General features: G+C 38.0%; 11 protein-coding genes. 10 read left to right on the top strand and 1 reads right to left on the bottom strand.

What is annotated here, in order from left to right:
* Positions 1-10: 10 nt before the first annotated feature.
* The 10 genes from FNW21_RS11765 to FNW21_RS11720 all read left to right on the top strand — a co-directional run bounded on the left by FNW21_RS11765 (position 11) and on the right by FNW21_RS11720 (position 21,318).
* On the top strand, positions 11-3,103 hold the full coding sequence (locus FNW21_RS11765) for a SusC/RagA family TonB-linked outer membrane protein (RefSeq protein ID WP_144256948.1): 3,093 nt from the start codon (positions 11-13) through the stop codon (positions 3,101-3,103).
* 12 nt (positions 3,104-3,115) lie between these two features.
* The gene (locus FNW21_RS11760; RefSeq protein ID WP_144256947.1) at positions 3,116-4,702 is read left to right on the top strand and encodes a RagB/SusD family nutrient uptake outer membrane protein; all 1,587 of its coding nucleotides are present in this window, start codon (positions 3,116-3,118) and stop codon (positions 4,700-4,702) included.
* Positions 4,703-4,725: 23 nt separating this feature from the next.
* Positions 4,726-5,607 (top strand): hypothetical protein, encoded by an 882-nt coding sequence (locus tag FNW21_RS11755; RefSeq protein WP_144256946.1) that lies wholly within the window; start codon positions 4,726-4,728, stop codon positions 5,605-5,607.
* A gap of 131 nt (positions 5,608-5,738) precedes the next feature.
* The gene (locus FNW21_RS11750; RefSeq protein ID WP_235889628.1) at positions 5,739-8,192 is read left to right on the top strand and encodes a glycoside hydrolase family 2 TIM barrel-domain containing protein; all 2,454 of its coding nucleotides are present in this window, start codon (positions 5,739-5,741) and stop codon (positions 8,190-8,192) included.
* 69 nt (positions 8,193-8,261) lie between these two features.
* Complete coding sequence (locus tag FNW21_RS11745; RefSeq protein WP_144256944.1) at positions 8,262-10,661, top strand: glycoside hydrolase family 31 protein; 2,400 nt, start codon at positions 8,262-8,264, stop codon at positions 10,659-10,661.
* 71 nt (positions 10,662-10,732) lie between these two features.
* Entirely contained in the window at positions 10,733-12,739 is a 2,007-nt protein-coding gene (locus FNW21_RS11740; protein ID WP_144256943.1) for a glycoside hydrolase family 97 protein, read from the top strand.
* A gap of 362 nt (positions 12,740-13,101) precedes the next feature.
* On the top strand, positions 13,102-15,324 hold the full coding sequence (locus FNW21_RS11735; RefSeq protein ID WP_144256942.1) for a glycoside hydrolase family 3 C-terminal domain-containing protein: 2,223 nt from the start codon (positions 13,102-13,104) through the stop codon (positions 15,322-15,324).
* A 6-nt stretch (positions 15,325-15,330) separates the two neighbouring features.
* On the top strand, positions 15,331-17,277 hold the full coding sequence (locus FNW21_RS11730; RefSeq protein ID WP_144256941.1) for a sialate O-acetylesterase: 1,947 nt from the start codon (positions 15,331-15,333) through the stop codon (positions 17,275-17,277).
* Positions 17,278-17,309: 32 nt separating this feature from the next.
* Complete coding sequence (locus FNW21_RS11725; protein ID WP_235889627.1) at positions 17,310-18,788, top strand: family 43 glycosylhydrolase; 1,479 nt, start codon at positions 17,310-17,312, stop codon at positions 18,786-18,788.
* A 109-nt stretch (positions 18,789-18,897) separates the two neighbouring features.
* On the top strand, positions 18,898-21,318 hold the full coding sequence (locus tag FNW21_RS11720) for a glycoside hydrolase family 95 protein (RefSeq protein ID WP_144256939.1): 2,421 nt from the start codon (positions 18,898-18,900) through the stop codon (positions 21,316-21,318).
* A gap of 272 nt (positions 21,319-21,590) precedes the next feature.
* On the opposite strand, the gene infB is transcribed toward FNW21_RS11720, so the two are convergent.
* A complete protein-coding gene (gene infB, locus FNW21_RS11715; RefSeq protein ID WP_144256938.1) occupies positions 21,591-24,479 on the bottom strand; it encodes a translation initiation factor IF-2 in 2,889 nt (962 codons plus the stop codon).
* Positions 24,480-24,495 lie beyond the last annotated feature (16 nt).

Below are 24,495 nucleotides of genomic sequence, written 5' to 3'. Positions count from 1 at the left end.
TTAAATTATTATGAAAAGCAACTATTGTAAATTGACAATGCTTCCCTTTTGTATGGCAATCCTTTTGAGCATGCTCATGCTGCAATCTGGATATGCGCAACAGCGATCTCTTTCGGTAAGTGGAAAGGTAACCTCTAATACAGACGGCATGGGACTTCCGGGCGTAAGCGTTATTGAAGTAGGTACTACCAAGGGTACTACAACTGATTTTGACGGGAATTACAAAATTGATGTAAAATCAGATGGAGTCCTAAAATTTAGCTTTGTGGGATTAAAAACCCAAAGCGTATCCGTTAATAATAAATCGATTGTAAACGTGAGCTTACAAGCCGAAACAAATGACTTGAAAGAAGTGGTAGTCATTGGGTACGGTACCCAGAAAAAGAAAGTTTCTACAGCAGCAACGTCGTTAGTTTCTGGAAAAGACATTCAAAATGTTGCCAGTCTTGATGTGGTAAATGCTTTGCAAGGGCAAACTTCTGGAGTTTCTATCACCTCTACATCTGGGCAACCGGGTGCTGGAATGGCAGTAAATATTCGTGGAGTAGGAACTGCAGGAAACAGTAATCCGCTTTATGTTGTAGACGGAATTGTGGTGGATAACGGTATAGGTTATTTAGACTCTTCTACTATAGAAAGAGTAGATATTTTAAAGGATGCTGCCGCAGCTTCTATTTACGGTGCAAGAGCCGCCAATGGTGTGATATTAGTAACAACCAAAAAAGGAAAAGACGGAAAAATGAGTGTGTCGCTTAACAGCTATACTGGTTTTCAGCAAGTAGCCAAAAGATTAGACATGCTAAATTCTAATGAGTATGCAGTTATAATGAATGAGGCTAGAGTAAACTCTGGTTTTGCACCCTTGTATTCAGCTGCACAATTAGCGACGCTACCTAACCACAATTGGCAAGATGATTTGTTCAATGACGGTGCTATGAAGCAAAATCATTCCTTGTTAATTACAGGTGGTGACAAGAAATCGACCATTGCCACAGGCTTATCCTACTATGGTCAAGAAGGGCTTATAGGAAATCAAAGTGCTAAATCACAGTACGATCGCATTACATTTAATGTGAACACTACTTCTGATGTAATCGAAAATCATTTGAAAATTGGAGAAAATTTCTCTTTTGCTAATATCAAAAAGAATGGTGTTTCGGATCAAGGTATTTACAACAACAGTATCCGTAGTTTTTTAAACGCTTCTCCTTTGGACGCTGCTTATGATGCTAATGGTAATTTTGCAACTTCAATTATTGCTCCTGACGTTTTTAACCCAGTAGCTTCTTTGGCTCATAATAATTTTAATGAAGATAAAATCAACAGGTATGTAGGAAATATTTTTGCTGAAGCTAAATTCATGAAAAATTTCACCTTCAGAACTAGTTTTGGTGTTGACATGACCGACAGTTCTTATCGTTCCTTCAAACCAGTTTACAACGAAACACTTTTTGATAACAATCTTATTTCATCCGTTACACAAAGTTCCAATAAAAGCATGGGTTGGTCGTGGGAGAATACCTTGGATTACAAAGCGTCTATCAATGATGTGCATCATTTTGATGTGTTGTTGGGAACTTCGGCCAAAGCCAATATTTCAGAAAGTATGGGTGCTACAGGGAAGAACTTAACATTCAATGATTTTGCTCATGCGTATTTAAGCAATGCAACGGATAAAACATCGAATACCGTAAATGGCGAAAGATACGATTATAGAATTCAATCTTATTTTGGCCGATTTTTATACGATTATGCCAATAAATATTTGTTTAATGCCACAATACGAAGAGACGGTTCTTCGGAATTTGGGACTAACAATAAATATGCTTATTTCCCAGCAGTATCTGCTGGATGGAACGTAGATCGTGAAAGCTTTTTTCCACAAGATGCAATCCTAAAAAGCCTTAAATTAAGAGCGAGCTGGGGACAAAATGGTAATGATCAATTCTCAAAAAGATTTGCTTATATGTCTACGATAAACTCTTACGATAAAAATTATCATTTTGGAACAGGAGCAACAGAGACACTTTACACAGGTTCTAGTCCAGATGCACTCTCGAATCCTGATTTGAAATGGGAAACGTCCGAGCAAACTGACTTTGGTTTCGATGCTACTTTGTTTTCTAACCTAACAGTAACATTTGATTATTATAACAAAACGACCAAAGACTGGTTGGTACAAGCTTCTATTCCTGAAATTGCAGGAGCAGCTGCACCTTATATCAATGGTGGAGATGTGAATAACAAAGGATTTGAGGTAGGATTGGGGTATAGAACTACTTTTGGAAAAGATTGGTCTTTCTCGATAAACGGAAATATATCTCATAATAAAAACGAAGTACTTCGTGTAGCGAATTCAGAAGGCGTAATTCATGGTGATTCTAACCTTCTTTTTCAAGGTTTAGACGAGATGAATCGTGTACAAGTAGGACAACCAATAGGATATTTCTACGGACTTAAAACAAATGGTATTTTTCAAAACGCTACCGAAGTTGCCGCAGGGGTTCAACCTAACGCACTGCCTGGAGATGTTCGTTTTGTAGACTTAAACGGGGATGGAAAAATTGATGCTTCTGATAAAACGAATATTGGAAACCCAAATCCTGATTTTACCTATGGATTAAACATGGAACTATCCTACAAAGCATTTGATTTATCTATTTATACGTATGGTGTTTCAGGAGTTCAAAACGTGATGGGAATTCGTAGTATCGAACGTCCATATTCTAATTTTACCACTGCTATCCTAGACCGTTGGACTACAGAGGGAAGTTCTAATTCGACTCCAAGAGTTACTTACGGATCTGACGCTAATGGGAATTATACTAAAATGTCTGATTTGTATGTTCATGACGCAAGCTTCTTTAGAATCAAGTCGGCTACATTGGGTTGTGATTTAACAAAATTATCAAACAAGTTAAATTTCTTCTCTAAATTTAGACTCTATGTGGCTGCAAACAATTTATTCACTTTTACAAAATACAAAGGAATGGATCCAGAAATTGGGTTTGGTAACACAAACCAATCATGGGCAAAAGGGATTGACGTAGGCTACTACCCACAACCAAGAACCTACATGATGGGACTTAATGTTAACTTCTAATTATCAAAAAAAATGAAAAATTATATTAAACTATTTACCGCATCAACGATATTGATATTAAGTTCTTGCTCAAATGATTTTTTAGATACCGCTCCCGTAACCGAAAAAGTGGCAGAGAATTTTTATAAAACACCAAAAGATGCTCTCGAAGGACTTGTATCTGTATACGATGTATTGCAACAAGAAGGTGGTTGGGCTGGTTTCCAAATGATTTCTGAAGAAGCGTCTGACGATTGTTTTGGCGGTTTTGGTACTGCTGATGGAATTGCCGTTTTGGACTGGGATCGATTTAAAAACAACTCGGATCCTGAAATGAACAACGTAGTTTGGCAATCTTGCTACAAAGGGATATACAGAGCCAATATGTTGTTAGAAAACTTGGACAAAGTAAATTGGGGAACGGATACCGCTTTAAAAACTAAATACGAAGCCGAAGCTCGTTTTTTGAGAGCACACTTTCATTTTGAATTGGCAAGAGTTTTTGGTGACATCGTTCCTTTGGATCATACCATTAGCACAAGCGAATTTAATGCTCCAAGACAAGCTCCAGAAGTTACGTATGCTTTGATTGCTAATGATTTAAAATTTGCAGCTGCTAATTTAGGTACCGATAATTACTCTCAAGTTGGGAATCCAAATTACGGTCGTATCACGAAATGGGCTGCCGAAGCATATATTGCCAAAGCCTTTTTGTTCTACACGAGTTATTATGGCAAAGCCGATTTAGCTGGTCTAATCACCAAAGCCGATGCTGTAACAAGCATCAACGATGTTGTAAACAATAGCGGTCACGCACTTATAGCTGATTATTCTCGTTTATGGCTTGCCGCCTCACTAGGTAACTATGCTGGTGAAGGGAATACCGAAATGGTTTGGGCCATTCGTTACAACGGTAGTGGTAAAGGAGACTGGAATCTTCACGAAGGAAACCGTCTATCCGTATTGATTGCGCCACGTGGTGGAAATATTGGACGTTATGCTTACGGTTGGGGTGGACTTCCTGTTACACCAAGTCTTTATGGAGCATTTGATGCTGCGGATACTCGTAGAGGTGCTACAATAATTGATTTTGATGGCGAAGGATTGGATTTTGATCCAGCCCCTAACAAAAGAGATCAACGCCAATTTACTGGTTATGCTTGGAAAAAATATTGTCCAGTTACCAACGAAGCAGGTGTTGCTGATGTAACCGCTAATGGTGGTAATTTCCAAATCGACAATGTCGAAGATTATGCTGTAATCCGTTTTGCAGATGTATTGCTAATGGCTGCGGAACTAAATCTTGGTACCAATGCTGGTTTTGCAAAAACCTGTTTGGATAGAGTTCGTGATCGTGCTTTCAAGAACACAACCCATCGTGTAGAGGCTACATTGCCTAATATTATGAAAGAGCGTCAACTAGAATTGGCACTTGAAGGACAACGTTATTTTGACTTGATTCGTCAAGGAACTGCTGTTACCAAAGCGGCTATTGATAATGTGAGTAGCGACACTCAATTTAATGTGACTTACAGACCAGAAACATTAGGTTTCTTTGCACTGCCACAATCTCAAATTGTACTTTCAAACGGAGCCATCTCACAAAACGCAGGATGGTAATTAACCTTAAAAAACAAATAACTATGAAACGTATACTTCACATACTAATAGCCGTAATAGCTTTAGGTTCCTTGTTTTCATGCAATCCCATTGAGGATCGCAACAGCTTGCCTGCAATAACCAAAACGGCAGCAACGCTTAATTTTACAGTAACTCCAGATGCGTCTAACAAAAACAAAATTGTAATGACTAATCTAGACACCGATGTTATTCCGTATTGGAGTTACACGGACAAAGACGGTAACGAACTTGGTCATTTTAATACGAATGTTGCCGAGGTAACATTGCCATTTGCTGGAGTATATTATGTAAAATATACAGGATATACCAGAGGTGGCGCTGTTGATGCCGATCCAGTTAAATTGACAATTGGACAAAATGATGCCGGTTATTTCTCTGATCCAAAATGGGCAATGCTGACCAATGGTGTTGCAGGAAAAACTTGGATTATCAATTTTGTAACCGAAAGCCCATTTGCATTTGTTGGCGGTAATTACATAAACAAAACGGTCGAAGGTGACTGGTCTTGGTTTCCAGGAAGCGTAAATGATGTATCTTGGTCTGGAATTGAAACCAAAGATTGGGGTCAAGTAACATTTGACCTTAATGGGGGGTACAATATCGCTGTAACCCAAACGTCTTTGACTGCTGGAAGCAACGTAAAAACCACATCCAAAGGTACTTATACGTATCAAAGAACGGCAGCTTTTACTAATGATAGAATCATAATTAACGGTGCCATTCAAATGTTGCATACCAATGCGTATTATACACAAACCATGTCGGGATTTTCGTTCTCGGATGTACGATTAATCGAACTTACAGCAACTTCTTTACGCTATGCAATCATTCGTAATGACGGTGCGCAAGTGGTTATGAATTTGGTTCCAAAAGTGGCACAATAGTAGGACTTGGATTTGTTTTAAATCCAAATTAAATAGGCTACTGGTACAAATAAGTTAATTTTTGTATCAGTAGTTTAATTATTAAATTTTATCTAAATACAATGAAAAACCAAAACAACTTCCTTAAAATAATGATCTTTATAGGAGTCATTAGCGCTTTTGCATTCAATGCAAAAAAAGGAAAACCGGAATTCACGTCGAGAAAGACAAAATTCAATACCGGTTGGAATTTTCATTTGAACGACAGTATAAAAGACCAAGATACGATCAACAAAAACACCACTTGGCGAACTTTAAACCTACCTCACGACTGGAGTATTGAAGGTGAATTTGATGAAAAAAGCCCTGCTGGTTATGGCGGAGGCGCGCTTAACGGAGGCTTGGGATGGTACAAGAAAACATTTAAGATTCCTCTTGAAAATAAAGAAAAAATTACAACCATAGTTTTTGATGGTGTGTATAGAAACAGTCAAGTCTGGATCAACGGACATTATTTAGGCAAACGTCCCAACGGGTTTATTGGTTTTCAATACGACCTTTCTCCCTATTTGAATTACGGAGATAAAATAAACGAATTAATTGTAAAGGTTGACAATTCCAAACAACCCAATTCGCGTTGGTATTCCGGTTCAGGAATATTCAGAAACGTATGGTTACAAACTACAGATAAATTACATGTAGAACAATGGGGAACTTATGTTACAACATCAAAAGTGACTTCCAAAAGTGCTACGGTACATCTAGAAACTACAATTAAAAATCAATACGCTGCTTCAAAAAGCGCAACGATTCTAACTACAATTTTCAAAAATGACACCAAAGTAGCTTCGGTTACTCAAAATATACCCATTGCTGCAAATGCAAATCAAGTTCTTAATCAAGAGATAATTGTTAAAAACCCAATTTTATGGTCTATAGAAAAACCAGAATTGTACACTACGATTACTACGATTGTCATAAACAATACCATAGTTGATGAATATAAAACGACTTTCGGAATACGAAATTTCAAATTTGATCTCGATAAAGGATTTATCCTCAACGGAAAACAAGTCAAAATCAAAGGGGTTTGTATGCACCACGATTTAGGACCATTGGGATCTGCCATCAACACTAGAGCCATAGAACGCCAATTGGAAATTTTGAAAGGAATGGGAGTTAACGGTATCCGTACCTCACACAATCCGCCAGCACCAGAGCTTTTGGATCTATGTGACAAAATGGGATTCATTGTTATGGACGAAGCATTTGATATGTGGAAAAAAGCTAAAACCAAATACGATTACAGCCAATATTGGGACCAATGGCACGCCAAAGATTTGCAGGATCAAATCCTTCGAGATCGCAACCATCCTAGTATATTTATTTGGAGTATCGGCAACGAAATTCCAGAACAATGGAGCGAGGAAGGCGTTATAATTGCCAAAGAATTATCAGCAATCGTAAAAAAATTAGACACTACACGATTAGTGACTGCCGCCATGAATCCTGCCGTTAATATGAATATTGACGAAATAACATTGCAATTTGAAAAGTCTAAAACCTATTTTAACGCATTAGCTACTTCGGGTGCTTTGGATATTATAGGCTATAATTATGCCCATCAAACTTTTGAATACCATCAAGAAAACTTTCCGAATGTTCCTTTCATAGCCACCGAAACTACTTCGGCATTGGAAACCCGCGGGCATTATGAGTTTCCTTCTGATACTATCAAAGTATGGCCAGTTCGCTGGGATTTGCCTTTCACAACAGGAAATGCAGATTATACGGTATCCGCATTTGATCAAGTCAGAGCACCTTGGGGTTCGACCCATGAAGCGACTTGGAAAGTGATAAAAAAATACGATTTCCTTGCAGGAATGTACATTTGGACCGGCTTCGACTATATAGGTGAACCAACTCCTTATGAATGGCCGTCTATCAGTTCGTATTTTGGAATTGTAGATTTAGCCGGTTTCCCAAAAGATGTGTATTATATGTATCAAAGCGAATGGACAGACAAAACGGTGTTGCATCTTTTTCCGCATTGGAACTGGAAGGAAGGTCAAAACGTAGATGTTTGGGCATACTATAACAATGCTGATGCCGTAGAACTTTTCCTTAACGGAAAATCAGTTGGTGTCCGTAGCAAAAAAGGAGACGATTTGCACGTGATATGGAGCATTCCTTTTCAAGCAGGAACTTTGAAGGCAGTTTCTCGTAAAAACGGAAAAATAGTTATGGAAACCGAAATCAAAACAGCAAAAACACCAGCACTTTTAAAATTAACTGCGGATAGAAATACCATTAATGCTGATGGAAACGATTTGTCTTTTGTAACGGTTGCTATTTTAGATGCAAATGGAGTTTTAGTGCCAAATGCCAATAATGAAATTGAATTTTCTTTGAAAGGAAACGGAAAAATAATTGGTGTTTGTAGCGGAGATCCAGTAAGCCACGAATCCTACAAAGGAACAAAACACACTGCGCTAAACGGAAAATGTCTAGTCGTTATTCAAGCAGGAGACCAAGCTGGAAAACTAGAATTAACCGCTAGTGCCAAGGGATTGCAGAGCAGTACAACAACAATTACGATTAAATAAAATATTTAACCAACTCACCCTGACAGGGTTTAAAACCCTGTCAGGGTTGAGGTCTTAAAACCAACAACAATGAAAAAACGACAATTACTACAACTATCCATTTTTATGCTTTTTGGATTTTTTGCGACACCAAAAGCGTCAGCACAAATTCAAAACGCAGATGTGCTGAATGCACCAATGGATATCAGCAAAGATTTTCAGAATTATCTCAATACCTTTTATTTTGCCGATGAACTTACTGGTTTTGATCCAGCAACTGGAAAAGGAACAGTAAAATACTTGCGTTACAATTACCAAACACGTCAGGCGTTCAACAACATGATGATGAAACCAGGTCCAGTTGTAGCCAATGAATTTCCTGCTACGGAATATGCCGCTTCCCCTGAATTGCCTTTCCAAATTCAGTTTGTTTCAGACCGTACATTGAGAATAAAAACAACTTCTGGACCACAATTTCGCCCAGAAGCAACGTCTTTAATGCTCGTTGACGGTGTGGCTCCAAATCATCCTGAATTATGGAAATATTCTAAAATTGAAGGCGGTTATAAATTTACTAGCAAACACGGTTCGGTTGAAATTCAAACGAAACCTTGGCACGTAAAAATATACGATGAAAACGGTAAATTGTTAACAGGAACATTACATGATTCTGATTTTAAAAATACCTATACACCAACACTCCCGTTTTCGTTTGTGCGTAGAAACAGCGATTATTCCAGAAGTATGGGAGCCGCTTTTAGCTTAGAACCAGACGAAAAAATATTTGGTTGTGGGGAATCATTCACCCAATTCAACAAACGCGGACAAAAAGTAGTTTTATGGACTGATGATGCGAATGGAATCCAAAACGAAACCATGTACAAGCCCGTTCCGTTTTATATGAGTAGCCGTGGTTATGGCGTTTTTATGCACCATTCTACTCCTATTACGTGTGATTTCGGAAGGTATTTTGGTAGTGCCAACGAAATGTACATTGGCGATGACGAAGCCGATTTGTTTTTCTTTATAGGAGAACCAAAAGAAATATTAGATGAATACACGAATTTGACTGGAAAAGCAGCAATGCCACCACTTTGGTCATTTGGTTTTTGGATGAGCCGTATCACGTACTTTTCTGAAAAAGAAGGGCGTCAAGTTGCCAAAGATTTACGAGCCTATAAAATCCCAACCGATGTAATTCATTTTGACACGGGTTGGTTTGACGTAGATTGGAGAAACAATTATGAATTCTCTAAAGACCGTTTTCCGGATGCTGTGAAAATGATGTCGGATATGAAAGACGATGGTTTCCATGTGTGTTTATGGCAATTGCCTTATTTCAGCCCAAAAAACACCTTGTTCAATGAAATCATGGACAAAAATCTAGCGGTAAGAGACCGTAAAGGAAACCTTCCTTATGAAGATGCTGTATTGGATTTTTCGAATCCAGCGACAGTAACTTGGTATCAGGCTAAATTGAAGCATTTATTTGATCAAGGAGTTTCGGTATTCAAAGTGGATTTTGGAGAAGCTGCACCACCAGACGGAATTTACAATTCAGGTCGTACTGGTTTCTACGAGCATAATTTATACCCATTGCGTTACAACAAAGCCGTTGCCGAAATCACTCAAAAAGAAAAAGGGTATACTTTAATTTGGGCAAGAAGTACTTGGGCAGGAAGTCAGCGTTACCCATTACATTGGGGCGGTGATGCCGAAACGACAAACGGTGCCATGTCTGCCGAATTAAGAGGTGGACTTTCATTAGGATTATGTGGATTCAGTTTCTGGAGCCATGATGTAGGAGGATTTGCAACCAAATCTCCTGAAAATTTATACCGCAGATGGGCGCCATTCGGAATGTTTTCTTCACATGTGAGAAGCCACGGTGAGCCTCCGCGCGAACCTTGGTTGTACAGCAAAGATTTCTTGGAAGGGTTTAGAAACGCCGATAATATGCGTTACGAATTAATGCCATACATCTATGCGCAAGCCAAAGAAAGTTCTCAAAAAGGATTGCCTATGATGCGTGCATTATTCCTAGAATATCCAAATGATCCAGGAGCTTGGTTGGTAGACAATGAATATTTATTTGGTTCAAGCATGTTGGTCGCTCCTTTATTCGAAGAAGTAACCGAAAGAGATGTCTATCTTCCTGCAGGCACTTGGATTGATTACCAAACCAAACAAGTGTACCAAGGCGGATGGCATAAAATCAAAGCGGGTGCTATTCCAATCGTAGTTTTGGTTCGAGACGGTTCAGCGATTCCTCATATTGCATTGGCACAATCGACCAAAGATATGGATTGGAGCAAATTGACCTTGAAAGTATACGCTACAGATACTACTAATACCGCTACTGCAAAAGTATTTTTACCAGGAACCGATGCGGTACAAACGATAACCGTTTCCAAAAAAGGAAGCAATTTTGAAACAACAGCAAATCCATTAAATGGTAAAACCACTTTCAAAACGGAATGGGTAAAATAAATAAGTTTGGTTAGTTTGAAAATCGGGGTAATACGTTTGTCTGTTCCCCGATTTTTTATAAAAAAAATACAATGATAAAAAAACTCATACTTCCTGCGCTATTACTAGCGGTATCAATAAGCAATGCACAAGGGAAAAAAGCAAAATCATACGAATTAGCTTCGCCCGAAGGCAAAAACAAAATTCAGTTTGAACTCGTAAATAACGCTCCAAAATATGCCGTTGCTCACGGAAAAACACAGCTAATTACCCCATCGGATATGGGATTTGTGTTGAAAAACAACGAAAATTTAACCACCGATTTTGAAATTATAAAAGTCGATAAATCCACTTTCGACGAAACTTGGACACAGGTTTGGGGCGAAAAGAAAAAAATCCGCAACCACTACAACCAAATGGTGGTGCAATTGCAACAAAAAAACAATCAAAAACGTAAATTAGAAATCCAGTTCCGTGCTTTTGATGATGGAATTGCCTTTCGTTATGTATATCCAAAACAAGCAACAAAAGACAGTATTTTCATCATGGATGAAAAAACAACTTTCAACTTGAAACAAGATGGAAAAGCATGGTGGATTCCAGCTAACAGAGAGAATCGTGACGAATATCTGTTTAAGGATGCGCCGGTAAGTACGCTAGATACTGTTTTAACGCCATTAACTATCGAAAGTAAAAGCGGATTAGCATTAAGCTTTCATGAAGCCAATTTGGTGGATTTTGCCAGCATGACTTTGGTAAATACAACGGGTACACAACTTAAATCCGACCTTGTGCCTTGGGCTGATGGTGTAAAAGTTCGTGTAAAAGACACATTCACTTCTTCATGGAGAACGTTACAAATTGCCGAAAAACCTACCGATTTAATTACGTCTTATTTGATTTTAAATCTAAACGAACCCAATAAATTAACCAACACCAGTTATTTTAAACCGTACAAATATTTCGGAATTTGGTGGGGAATGCACATAGGAAAATACACTTTTTGGGAAAGTGACAAACAAGGCGCAACCACAGAGCATGCCAAACAATATATTGATTTTACTGCCAAAGAAGGATTCCATCATTTGCTAATCGAAGGTTGGAACAAAGGTTGGACACCCGCTTGGTATGAAAATAAAATGCACCTGTTCAGTTTTACAAAAAGTGCCGATAATTTTGACTTGGAACAAGTAGTGGAATACGGTAAGAAAAATGACGTGGCACTTATCGGATACCACGAAACGGGTTCAAATTTGATTAATTATCTAAAAGAAATCGACGATGCTTTTGCTTTATACAAAAAACTCGGAATGCATTCGGTTAAAATAGGTCATGTAGGTTCTAAATTGAATATGAAAGAATGGCATTTCGGACAATTTGGAGTGAACTATTTTAGATATGTTTTGGAAAAAGCCGCACAATATGATTTAGCAGTTTTATACCATGAGTCTATAAAAGACACAGGAGAACGCCGTACCTATCCCAATATGGTTTCGAGAGAAGCAGCAAGAGGGCAAGAGTATAATGCCTGGAGCGAAGGAAATCCGCCAAATCACCTAACTATTATTCCTTTTACCAGACTGCTTTCCGGACCAATGGATTTTACACCAGGGATTTTTGATGTGGAGGTAAAACAAGGCTATCCAGGCAAAAGAGTTCACGGTACAACAGCCCAACAATTGGCATTATACGTAACCATTTATGCACCCATTCAAATGATGGCCGACCTTCCTGAAAACTACGAAGGAAAACCAGCTTTACAATTCTTAAAAGACGTCCCAACAGATTGGGAAACTACTAAAGTCTTGAATGGAGAAATCGGACAATACATTACCACGGCTCGTAAAGATAGAAATAGTCAAGATTGGTTTTTAGGAAGTATCACCAATGAAAAAGCTAGAGATTTAGCTATTTCATTGTCATTTTTAGATGCCAAAGCCACTTACGAAGCACAGATTTATGCCGATGCCGAAGGTACAGATGAAACACACAATCCATCAGCGGTAGCGATTTCAAGAAAAACGGTAAAAGCTTCGGATGTATTGAAATTGCATTTAGGCGGAGCTGGAGGAACAGCCATTCGGTTTAAGAAATTATAAATTTTAGACCAATTATTCCAGTAATTAATTTTAATCCTTTAATTATCAAGTTATATTTGTGGGTACTTGAGTGCGTCACGCCCAATGTCATTAAGTTTAAGGGATTTCAAAATAAAATTGTACGTATCGTAAACCCATTTTAGCAGAGAAAAGTAAAAAAATCTGCCAAATCTGTGGGGAAATAAAAACGGCAATTCTTTAACTTAAGGACAATCTGGTCACGCTCACACGAGCCTTTGTAAACAGACAAAGTAAATGAGGGCTGGTAAAACAGTTGTTTATATGTGACTAATTGAAATGGAATAAATAACCTAGTATTTTTCAACTTTTGGTAGGGGATATTACTTAAACATAAAAAAACTATGAAAAACAAAATAATCACATTATCGCTTTTGTCGGTAATGCTATTGTCGGGATACGAGGCGCAATCGCAAAATAAAAAACAAACCAAAACGCTTCCTGCAAAATCGTTAAGCACTAAATACGATGCCGAAATTGACAAGTTGCTTTCAAAAATGACTTTGGAAGAAAAAATAGGCATGCTACACGGTAACAGTATGTTTTCAACTGGTGGCGTAAAACGATTGGGTATTCCAGAATTAAAAATGGCAGATGGGCCATTAGGGGTTCGGGAAGAAATTTCTCGTGATAACTGGTCAGCAGCAGGTTGGGACAACGATTTTGCAACGTATTACCCAGCAGGAGGAGGTTTATCAGCTACTTGGAATGCTGAATTAGCCTATACTTTCGGCAATAGTTTAGGTCAGGAATTACGTGCTAGAGAGAAAGATATGCTCCTTTCACCAGCTATAAATATTGTCAGAACACCACTTGGTGGCAGAACGTATGAATACATGTCTGAAGATCCGTTTTTGAACAAAAAAATAGCAGTTCCGTTAATTATTGGTTTACAAGACAATGATGTTATGGCTTGCGTAAAACATTTTGCTGCCAATAATCAAGAAACCAATCGTGATTTTGTTGACGTACAAATTGATGAACGCACCCTTCGCGAAATATATTTACCCGCATTTGAAGCGGCTATAAAAGACGCTCACGCATACAGTGTCATGGGAGCTTATAACAAGTTTAGAGGCGAATATTTATGTGAGAATGATTATATGTTGAACAAAATATTACGTGACGAATGGGGATTTAAAGGAATTGTTGTTTCGGATTGGGCTGCCGTACATACTACCGTGAAAACATTGAAAAACGGATTGGATATTGAAATGGGAACTCCAAAAGCTTTCAACGATTTTTTCTTGGCCGATAAACTAATCGCAGCAATTAAGGCTGGCGAAATTTCAGAAGCCGAAATCAACATTCACGTAAGACGAATATTAAAAACCTTATTTCAAGTAAAAGCAATAGGAGCTAGTGATCGTGCTAAAGGGAGTATTGCTACCGAAGCTCATTATCAAGATGCCTATAAAATAGCCTCGGAAGCCATAGTTTTGTTGAAAAACGAAAATAATGCCTTGCCTTTGAAACTGGACGGAATAAAATCTATTGCTGTTATTGGAAACAATGCAACTAAGAAAAATGCTTTGGGTGGTTTTGGTGCAGGCGTTAAAACAAAAAGAGAAATTACGCCTTTGGAAGGTTTGAAAAACAGATTGTCAAACACCATCAAAATCAATTATGCCGAAGGATATTTAGAGCGTTATGAAGTAAAAAATAAAGGAAATTTAGGAGATATTACCATGAACGGTCCGGTAACAATTGACCAATTGGATCCTGCTAAATTAGAGGAAGCCATAGAAGCTGCTAAAAATTCAGATGTCGCCATTGTTTTTGCAGGTTCCAACCGTGATTATGAAACCGAAGCTTCTGATCGTAGAAACTTGAATCTCCCTTTTGGACAAGAAGAATTAATTAAAAAAATAGTTGCCGTTAATCCCAAAACGATTGTGGTTTTGATTGCCGGAGCTCCTTTTGATATTGAAGCAATAAAAAATAAAACCAATGCTTTGGTTTGGAGTTGGTTCAATGGTTCCGAAGGAGGAAATGCCTTAGCAGATGTACTATTAGGAACAGTAAATCCTTCTGGAAAATTACCTTGGACAATGCCAAAAAATATTATGGATTCGCCAGCACATGCCACAAACAGTTTTCCTGGAGATAAAACGGTCAGCTATGCCGAAGGAATTCTGGTAGGATACCGTTGGTTTGATACTAAAAAAATAGAGCCTCTTTATCCTTTTGGCTACGGATTGTCCTACACTACTTTTGCTTTTGAAAATGCCAAAACAGACAAGAAATCATACGCTGCGAATGAAACAATTACGGTAGCTGTAACCGTTAAAAATACTGGAAAAGTGGATGGTAAAGAAGTAGTACAATTGTATACTGCTAAATCAGATTCGAAAATTACACGTGCTGCACAAGAATTAAAAGGGTTCCAAAAAGTATCAGTAGCAGCAGGAAAATCACAAACCATAAGCATTACAATTCCAGTAAAAGAATTAGCATACTATAATGTAGCTACCAAAAAATGGACGGTAGAACCCGGAAATTATACCCTGAAATTAGGAAGTTCATCCCGTGATATTAAAAAAGAAGTTACTGTAACTATTAAATAAGGTAAAATGAAAAAGTTTGTATTTCTTTTTTTAGTTTGTAGCATTTTTGCCAATGCCAATGTTCGAATGCCTTTATTATTTTCGGATGGAATGGTTTTACAACGCAACAAGCCAATTCCAGTTTGGGGTTGGGCAGCTGCCAATGAAAAAATAGCAGTTCATTTTAATAAACAAACCAAAATCATCACCGCCGATGCAACCGGAAAATGGATCCTTCGATTGGATTCCGAAAAAGCAGGAGGGCCTTTTGAATTGACCATTACAAGCAAAAATAAAATCGTCATTAAGGATGTTTTGGTTGGCGAAGTTTGGATTTGTAGCGGTCAATCCAATATGGAATTCCAGATGTATAAAACGATGAATGCCAAAGTAGAAATGGACGATTCGGATTATCCAATGATTCGCCATTTTGGGGTAGCCCAAGATTTGAGTGGCACACCAAAAGAGGATTTAAAACAAGGGAAATGGGTGGTTGCTAACAAAGAAAACATAAAAGATTTTACCGCTGTGGGTTTCTTTTTTGCCAAAAAGATATACGCTGAATTGAAAGTTCCAATCGGAATCATCAACACCTCTTGGGGTGGCACTTGCGTAGAAACCTGGACAAGCCGCCAAGCATTCGAAAAAAGCGATGACTTTAAAGCAATGATTGCTGACGTGCCTACTATTGACATTGATTCACTTTCAAAAAGTTATGCCAAAGCAATGCGAGAACGAGTGGAAAAAATTCAAGATTCAAAAGTTAGTGCTGACGGAGAAAATACTTTTAAAACACTAGAATGTAATGATTCCAATTGGGGCGAACTCAATGTTCCTGGCTTGTGGGAAAATCAGCCATTAGGGGATTTAGATGGCGTAGTTTGGATGCGAAAAACCATAACACTTTCCGCTGAAGATGCCAAAAAAGAAGCGATTCTCTATTTGTCAAAAATTGATGATGAAGACATCACGTACGTAAACGGAATTGAGGTGGGAAGCAATACCATCTGGGAAACCAAAAGAGTGTATTCGGTTCCTGCTACTATTTTGAAAGAAGGGGTCAATGTCATCGCCGTGAGGGTTGTTGATAATTCTGGAGGTGGCGGAATTTATGGAGACGCAGCAGATTTAAAATTGACTCTTGGTAACAAAATCCTGCCATTGGAAGGAAAATGGAAATACAAAGTGATTGTTGTAAAAACAGCATTGTCACCCAATAGTTATCCTTCATTATTGTACAATGCCATGGTAAACCCGTTAATTCCGTATGCGTTTCAGGGCGTTTTATGGTATCAAGGTGAAGCTAATGTCTGGAGAGCCAAAGAATACAAAACCGCGTTTCCACTACTGATAAACGATTGGAGAACCCAATGGAATCAAGGTAATTTCCCTTTCTATTTTGTACAATTATCCACTTTCAATGAGTTTAACGGAAACAGTAAAGTGGGTAGTCGATGGGCAGAACTTCGTGAAACGCAAACCCAAACATTGCAATTGCCAAATACAGGAATGGCGGTGACAACAGACATTGGTAATGCCAAAGACATTCATCCCACAAACAAACAAGACGTTGGACTTCGTTTAGCAGTAATTGCTTTGAACAATAATTATGGCAAAAAGAGAGTGTATAGTGGCCCAACATATAAATCTCAAGAAGTAAAAGGCGACCAAATTATTTTAACCTTTGACAACCTCGGCAGCGGCTTATCAACATCAGACCAAAATGGAATTTTAAAAGGATTTGAAATCGCTGGAGCCGATAAAGTTTTTTATACTGCAAAAGCAATTATTAAAAACAATAAAGTAATCGTTTACAGCCAAATGGTACAAAATCCTATTGCAGTGCATTACGGTTGGGCTGATGATGATACAGAAATCAATCTTTTCAATAAAGAAAAATTCCCGGCTTCCCCTTTCAGAACCGATGATTGGGAAATGATTACAGCAAACGAAAAATATAAGGTTAGCAAATAATTTCAAGCATGAAAAAAACGATTCTAATAGTTATGTTTTTTCTCTCATTTGCCACTAATGCACAGCAACAAAGTGCGAAAATAAATAGCGAATTTTATCAAAATCCAATATTTGCAGGAGATTATCCTGACCCATCAATAATTAGAGATGGAGAAGAGTATTACATTGTACATTCTTCTTTTAATTATTATCCGGGATTACTAATCTGGTCTTCCAAAGATTTATTGAACTGGAAACCAGTTACACACGCTCTCAAAAAAAGTGTTGGTTCGGTATGGGCTCCTGATTTGGTTAAATATAATAATACGTTTTATATTTACTTTCCTGCAAACGAAACTAATTATGTTGTTTGGGCTGATGCTATAAATGGTCCTTGGAGTGAACCGATAGATTTAAAAATTGGGAATATAGATCCAGGACATTTTGTAGATGAAAATGGAAATCGATACCTCTATTTCAGTAATGGGAATTATGTTCCACTATCCAAAGATGGACTTTCTGTTGCCGGTGATGGGAAACATGTTTATGATGGATGGAAAATTCCAAAAGACTGGTCTATAGAATGTTTTTGTATGGAAGGACCAAAAATAGTAAAGCATGGAGAATATTACTACCTTACGGTAGCAGAAGGAGGTACTGCTGGCCCAGCTACTAGTCATATGGTAATTTCGGCAAGATCCAAATCGCCTTTAGGACCATGGGAAAATTCGCCATACAATCCGATTATTAGAACAAACGAAAGTTCGGAAAAATGGTGGTCGAAAGGTCACGCAACACTAATTGATGATAGCAACGGAAAATGGTGGATGGTTTTTCACGGTTATGAAAAGGATTTTTACAATATGGGTCGTCAAACACTTTTGCAACCTTTAGAATGGACAAGTGATGGTTGGTATAAAACTCCTGAAAGTATTAAAACCCAAGAGCCCATAAAAAAACCGGCAGGACAATCTATTAAAAATAATTTCTCGCTTTCTGATTCTTTTTTAAGTGCGGAACTTAAACCGCAATGGCAATTTTTTGATGAATACAACGAAAACAGGTTTAAACTTACCGAAAACGGGATTGTAATTAAAGGAAAAGGAAACAATATTGGTGATAGTTCGCCACTTTTATGTACTCCCTCAAATCATTCCTACACCGCCCAAGTAGAAGTAACCATTGAGGGTAGTGCCACAGCGGGTCTTATCCTTTTTTATGATAGTAAACTTTATACAGGAATTGCCGCAGATAAGGAAAATGTATTGGCCATACTCCGATCTTGGCAATTTTCTACTCAAAAAGGTATAAACAAAAGGCATTTATTTCTTCGCTTGGAAAAGAAAGAACAACTCGTGAATATGTTTTATAGTAGTGATGGAAAAGAGTGGGTTAAAATTGAAAATTCTGCGGAAGTTTCTTCTTTCAATCACAATGTTTTAAGTGGTTTTATGAGTCTTCGATTAGGACTTTCGGCAGTTGGTGAAGGGCAAGTCACATTCAAAAATTTTGTTTACAAGCCTGAAAAATAGCTTTTAATTCCTCTTTTTTTGTTGTGTTTTGAATTGCCTCCAGCTTTAGCTGGAGGAATAAGAATGAAGATCAAATAGGCTTTAGCCAAATAAATACAATTCAGAATTAATGTATAAAAATAGGACAACTAGCCTTTTGAAAACTTTATTTGCCGTTTTTGTCATTTTCTCTTTTTCAGAAAAAATACAAGCCCAATCCAATCACGTTTTGTGGTACAACCAACCCGCCGATTTCTTTGAAGAAAGCCTAGTTTTGGGAAATGGAAAAATGGGAGCTACCGTTTTTGGTGGAATTAATACAGATAAAATAGAGCTGAACGATATCACACTTTGGTCGGGAGAACCAGTAAATGCAAACATGAATCCCGAGGCCTATAAAAATATTCCAGCCATTCGAGAAGCATTACAAAACGAAAATTACAAACTCGCCGAAGAATTGAATAAAAAGTTGCAAGGAAAGAATTCCGAATCCTATTCGCCTTTGGGGACAATGGAAATTGACAATCATCATACGGAGAAAGCTTTTAATTATTACCGAGAATTGGATATTTCCAAAGCAATTTCCAAAGTCAGTTATGAAATGGACGGCGTAAAATATACCCGCGAATATTTTGTTTCGGCACCAGACCAAATTATGGTTATCAAATTGACAAGCAGCCAAAAAGGAGCTTTGAATTTTGATATAAATTCTAGTAGTTTAGTGCAATTCAAAACAACAACTAAAAATAATATACTTACAATGAATGGTGTTGCGCCTATTCATGAAAATCCAGGATATCAAGTGATACCTTCTTTTCTTTTGGAAAAAAACAGAGGAACTCGCTTTACCACTTTGATGAAAATTAAAAATACTGATGGTACAATTGTAAGCACAAATACAAGTTTGGGTTTGAAAAACGGCACAGAAGCCTTGATTTATGTATCCATTGCAACCAGTTTTAATGGGTTTGATAAAAATCCCGCAACCGAAGGCCTTAATGATAAAGCGATTGCATTAGCTAATTTAAACAAAGCATTTGCAAAATCATTCGACAAATTAAAACAGGCTCATATTGCAGATTATCAAAAGTTTTACAATCGAGTGCGTTTAGATTTAGGAAAAACAACCGCTCCCAATTTGCCTACTAACGAACGATTATTGCGCTATTCCGAAGCAAAAGAAGATAAAAATCTAGAAGTTTTGTATTTCAATTATGGTCGTTATCTGCTCATTAGTAGTTCCAGAACCCAAGGAGTTCCTGCGAATTTGCAAGGACTTTGGAATCCACATTTGAACCCGCCATGGAGTTGTAATTATACGATGAATATCAATCTGGAAGAGAATTATTGGCTTGCCGAAAACACTAATCTTTCCGAAATGCATTTGCCGCTTTTGAGTTTTATCAAAAACCTATCGGTAACTGGAAAAGTGACCGCCAAGACATTTTATGGAGTGGACGAGGGTTGGGCTGCAGCTCATAATTCGGATATTTGGGCGATGACTAATCCTGTCGGGCAATTTGGAAAAGAAGAACCCATGTGGGCGTGCTGGAATATGGCAGGAGCGTGGTTGAGTACTCATATTTGGGAACATTACGTGTTTACGCAAGACAAAAAGTACCTTCAAAATGAAGGGTACGAAATTATGAAAGGCGCAGCACAATTTTGCTTAAAATGGTTGGTTGAAGACAAAAATGGTAATTTAATTACATCGCCATCGACCTCGCCAGAGAATCAATACCGCACTCCTGTTGGTTTTGTGGGTGCCACTTTATACGGCGGAACTGCTGATTTAGCAATGATCCGAGAATGTTTTGATAAAACTATTAAGGCTTCAAAAGTATTGAATATCGATGCGGAATTTAGAACAAAACTCGAAACCGCACTTTCAAAACTGCATCCCTACCAAATTGGGCAAAAAGGAAACTTGCAAGAATGGTATTTCGATTGGAACGATCAAGATCCAAAACACCGTCACCAGTCACAATTGTTTGGACTTTTTCCAGGCAATCATATCACACCATTACAAACGCCAGAATTAGCAAACGCCTGCCAAAAAACGTTGGAAATAAAAGGCGACGAAACCACAGGTTGGTCCAAGGGTTGGCGTATTAATCTTTGGGCACGATTGTGGGATGGTAATCATGCCTACAAAATGTACCGAGAATTACTCAAATATGTGGATCCTGATGGCAAAAAAACAGACACACCAAGACGGGGAGGAGGGACGTATCCCAATTTATTCGATGCGCATCCGCCGTTTCAAATTGATGGCAATTTTGGAGGAGCGGCTGCTGTTGCCGAAATGTTGGTGCAATCCAATGAAACTGAAATCCGATTATTACCTGCTTTGCCCGATGCTTGGGAAAGTGGTGCTATAAAAGGAATATGCGCTCGTGGAGGATTTGAGATTGCGATGGAATGGAATGCAAAAACGCTAAAAAAAGTAACTGTTTTTTCTAAAAATGGTGGTGAAACGACACTTATTTCGGGCAATAAAACCCAAAAGGTTGTTTTAAAAAAAGGAAGTGAATTAGAAATTGTTTGGTAACGTTATATCTTCAAATAATTGCTAATAGCATTTGTTGCTAGTGACAGGTTATGAGTAATTTATTTTTTTAGAGACAATGAAAAAATTATTGCATAGTTTTCGCTACGGAATTATTTTTGAGAAGTACTGAATAAAAAGTGCGTGTAGATTGGACTATTTTATAAACAGTATTGGTACAATAGCACCTTTTTTTGACTATTAAACCTTGATTAGTAAATTGTTATAACAAAAAAATCCCGAGCAATCGGGATTTTTTATAAATAGGAACTATTTTATTTCAATTTCTTTTTGATGGCTACTTCATGGTAGGCTTCTATAACATCGCGCTCTTCGATGTCGTTGTATCCTTTTATTTGAATACCACAATCGTATCCTTTGGCTACTTCACGAACATCATCTTTGAAACGTTTCAGTGCTAAAAGCTCGCCTGTAAATACAACTACACCCTCACGAATGATACGGATTTTGGCTGATTTCTGGATTTTACCGTCCATAACCATACAACCAGCGATAGAACCTACTTTAGAGATTTTGAAGATCTCTCTAATTTCGGCAGTACCTAACACTTCTTCTTTCATTTCAGGAGCAAGCATTCCTTCCATTGCATCTTTCAAGTCGTCTATAGCGGCGTAAATGATTGAATAATAACGGATGTCAATTTCTTCCTTGTCGGCCAATTGTCTTGCATTTCCAGCAGGACGAACATTAAATCCAATAATAATGGCATCAGATGCGGAAGCTAACATAACATCAGTTTCTGTAATGGCTCCAACTCCTTTGTGGATAATGTTGATTTGAATTTCTTCGGTAGACAATTTAGAGAACGAATCGGACAAAGCTTCAACAGATCCATCCACGTCACCTTTAAGGATGATGTTCAATTCTTTAAATTGACCCAACGCAATTCGACGTCCAATTTCGTCTAATGTAATGTGTCGTTGCGTACGTACGGATTGTTCACGCATTAATTGAGAACGTTTAGAGGCGATTTGTTTGGCTTCTTTTTCATCTTCAAAAATATTGAACTTATCCCCTGCAGTTGCTGCTCCGTCAAGTCCCAATACGGATACTGGAGTTGATGGTCCTGCTACGGTAACAATATGTCCTCTTTCGTCATGCATGGCTTTGATTTTACCATGATGTTTTCCTGCCAGCATATAATCGCCTATTTTCAGGGTTCCGTGTTGTACTAATATGGTAGATACGTATCCTTTTCCTTTATCCAAGAATGCTTCGACAACGGTACCTTGTGCTGCTTTGTTTGGATTTGATTTTAAATCTAACAATTCGGCTTCTAGTAATACTTTTTCTAATAATTCTTTTACGCCTGTTCCAACTTTGGCAGAGATATCATGAGATTGAATTTTCCCTCCCCAGTCTTCTACTAGTAAGTTCATACCCGCTAATCGTTCTTTTACTTTTTCTGGATTAGCATTCGGCTTATCAATTTTATTGATTGCAAAAATAATTGGTACTCCCGCAGCTTGAGCGTGAGAGATAGCTTCTTTGGTTTGCGGCATGATGTCATCATCGGCAGCGATTACAATAATTGCAATATCGGTAACTTGTGCTCCACGTGCACGCATCGCAGTAAACGCTTCGTGCCCAGGTGTGTCTAAAAATGCAATTTTTTGACCATTGTCCAAAGTTACTCCATAGGCACCAATATGTTGTGTAATTCCTCCTGACTCGCCTGCGATTACGTTTTCTTTACGAATGTAATCTAGTAGCGAGGTTTTACCGTGATCGACGTGACCCATTACGGTAACGATAGGTGCTCTAAAGACTAAATCTTCTTCTCTATCTGCCACTACTTGAATGGCTTCTTCGATATCAACTGTTATAAATTCTACTTCGTAGCCAAATTCATCGGCAACGATAGTTAAGGTTTCTGCATCCAAACGTTGGTTCATGGTTACCATGATTCCAAGTGACATACAAGTTCCAATTACTTTGGTAATTGGCACATCCATCATGATGGCAATTTCGCCAACGGTAACAAATTCAGTAACTTTAATGGTTTTACTTCCTTCGTCAAGAGCTCTTTGCTCGTCATCCGATTTTTGACGGTGCGTGTCTCTTTTGTCTCTTCTGTATTTTGCCGCTTTTGATTTACCGCCTTTTCCTTGTAATTTTTCTAGCGTTTCACGGATTTGGTTTTTTACTTCCTCTTCTGTAGGTTCTACTTTGGCCACAATTGCAGGTCGGTTTCCTTTTACAAAACCAGGACGAGCACTTCTGTTGGCATTAAAACCTCCGCCACCCGTGTTTGGGGTGATTTTGTTAGGATTAGGTGCACCTGGAACTCCTGGTATTGCAGGTGGTCTTGGTGCTCCTGGTTTAGGTGCAATTCTTTTGCGTTTATTTTTGTTGGCATTATTAGCACCAGCTGCTCCGGGAACTCCAGGCTTGTTAGGTGTAATTTTAGGCTCTTCTTTTTTCTTTTTCGGTTTGTTGAATTGCGATAAATCAATTACTTGACCAGTTAAAGTAGTACCAGAAAGTTTTTGGTATTGCGTTGTTATGGTTTCATCAACTGGCGCTTCATCAGTGGTTGTAGTAGTGTTTACGACCTCTTTTTCTTTTGGAATAATTGGTGCAGCTACTGCTTTCTTAATCTCTTTGATACCAGGAATTGGTTTTATTTCTTTTTTGTCTGAAACAATTTTCTCTGGAGTAATTTCCTTTGGAGTTACAGGATTTGCTTCTTGTACTGGTGCAACTACTGCTATTTCCTTTTTTTCTACAGCAACAGCAACAGGAGCTGGGGTGGGAACAATTACGGTTGGTTTTTTTGGGTTTAAATCAATTTTCCCAACTTGTACTGGTCCAGTTACCACCGCTCTCGCTTTGATGACTTCTTGTTGTTTCAAACGCTCCTCTTCGACTTTACGTTTGTCTTCAATTTCTTTTTCACGTTCTACCCTAAGGGCTTCTTTTTCTTTCCTTTTCTCTTCGCCCACTTCTTTCGAAGCTTCTTTGTTCCCCTTGTCGCCTGCAAACTGACTTTGTAGGATATTAAATTCCTTATCAGAGATTTTTGTGTTTGGGTTTGCGTCAATAGCAATACCTTTATCTTTTAGATAATCCACAGCTCTTTCTAACGAAATATTTAATTCCCTTAAAACCTTGTTTATTCTTATTACTCTCTCTTCAGACATAAAACCTTTTTATTAT

The sequence above is a fragment of the Flavobacterium restrictum genome, assembly GCF_007097245.1.
Classification (GTDB): domain Bacteria; phylum Bacteroidota; class Bacteroidia; order Flavobacteriales; family Flavobacteriaceae; genus Flavobacterium; species Flavobacterium restrictum.
The sequence above is the reverse complement of the archived record's forward strand: the minus strand, read 5'-3'. Positions and strand labels throughout refer to the sequence as shown.